The organism is Bacillus sp. SIMBA_005, from assembly GCF_046535585.1.
Classification (GTDB): domain Bacteria; phylum Bacillota; class Bacilli; order Bacillales; family Bacillaceae; genus Bacillus; species Bacillus pumilus.
In genome coordinates, this window is sequence record NZ_JAWRWI010001075.1 from 1 (window position 1) to 240 (window position 240).

General features: G+C 73.3%; 1 protein-coding gene. It reads left to right on the top strand.

What is annotated here, in order from left to right; translation table 11 throughout:
- Nucleotides 1-240 (top strand): two-component regulator propeller domain-containing protein (locus tag SB660_RS23435; RefSeq protein WP_410584973.1); only part of this gene is annotated, 240 nt, incomplete at both ends.

The window sequence follows — 240 nt, forward strand, 5'->3', positions numbered from 1 at the left end:
GGCCTGGCCTGGCCCTACCTGGCCCCGGACGGCGCGCTGTGGATCGCCGCCGGCGACGGCCTGTACCGGGTCGAGGATGGACAGGCGGTGCTCAAGCACCGCGTGCCGGGGCAGGGACATCTGACCTCGCTGCTGCAGGACCGGCGTGGCGAGCTGTGGGTCGGCACCGAGAACAACGGCTTGTTCCGCATCGGCCGGCGCGGCTTGGAGCGGCTGCCGCCGAGCACCCGTGTTCCCGGT